This is a genomic window from Bathymodiolus azoricus thioautotrophic gill symbiont (assembly GCF_001298715.1).
Classification (GTDB): domain Bacteria; phylum Pseudomonadota; class Gammaproteobacteria; order PS1; family Pseudothioglobaceae; genus Thiodubiliella.
On sequence record NZ_CDSC02000275.1, the window covers coordinates 1 to 1049 of the forward strand.

Sequence of the window (1049 nt, forward strand, 5' to 3'; positions counted from 1 at the left end):
GTTTTTGCCTAAGTGTCTAAGCCAAGTGCCAATAGCTTGTGGGGTTGGTGCTTTTTGATTAACAACAAGACGCAAAACTTTGTCTTTGGCAATATGAACAGTATCGTTTAGACATTCACCGCCCTCATATTGGCTCAGTACCAAGGTATTAATAAAGGTTGAGGCTTTAAGGGCACAATTACTGCCCAATGCGGGGAAGTGCTGATCTATTGTTTTTGATAAATCCAATACTTGGATAGTATGCGCTAGTGTAATAAGCCCAATACGAGAGGTCAAAAGTTCGTTAGTTGTATCAAGTTTGTAGTTTAAAATGTTCATAAACGCATAAAGTTTGGTTGGTTATAGAAAAAAACAACACCCTCATCTGCGAAAATCAAAATAAACTGGCACTACATTAATGGCTAATAACAAGAAAGTATCACAACAATTATTGACATTGGAACATAAATTAGAACGGCAATCGGACGCCATTAAAAACATACAAAAAAATGCAGACAACACCAACACCTCTAAATATCAAGATTTAAGGCAAGATGTTTTAAAGAGCCAAGGAAATGTAATTACTCGGTGGTTAAGTGTAATCGGTATCGTTTTGATAATATTGACGACACTTGCTGGATATGAGTTTATTGTGATTCAGGATGATATTGACCATTATAAGGAACTTATTAAAAAATCTGAAAGCTCATTCGTAGAAATTCAAACATACGCAAAAAATGTAAAAAAAACTGCGAAGGAAGTTGAGTTTATTTTTAAAAAAATAAAACAAAGGTATAAACAAATTCCCCGTCTAGGGAGGGAGTTGACCAAAAAAATAGAACAAGAAGTTAAAAAATATGGCACAGAATTTCAAAAACTAAGATTAAAAATACGGCAAGATTATAAGACAGCAATTGACCCATGGAAATATTTTATCGGCCGCGCTAACCGTGAAAATGATAAAAAAAATATATCGATTGGTTACTTTAATCTTGGTTATTCTTATAGTGAATTAAAAGAGTATCAAAAAGCCATTGATGCTTACAAAAAAGTCATTAAGATTGATCCTG

General features: G+C 33.6%; 2 protein-coding genes. One reads left to right on the forward strand and one right to left on the reverse strand.

The annotated features are described in order from the left end of the window. The coding region (locus BAZSYMA_RS05380) for a hypothetical protein (protein ID WP_143243116.1) at nucleotides 1–318 on the reverse strand (318 nt) is incomplete at its 3' end. A 79-nt stretch (nucleotides 319–397) separates the two neighbouring features. Here BAZSYMA_RS05380 and BAZSYMA_RS05385 point away from each other — a divergent pair. Next, on the forward strand, nucleotides 398–1049 hold a 652-nt coding region (locus tag BAZSYMA_RS05385; protein ID WP_143243117.1), incomplete at its 3' end, for a tetratricopeptide repeat protein.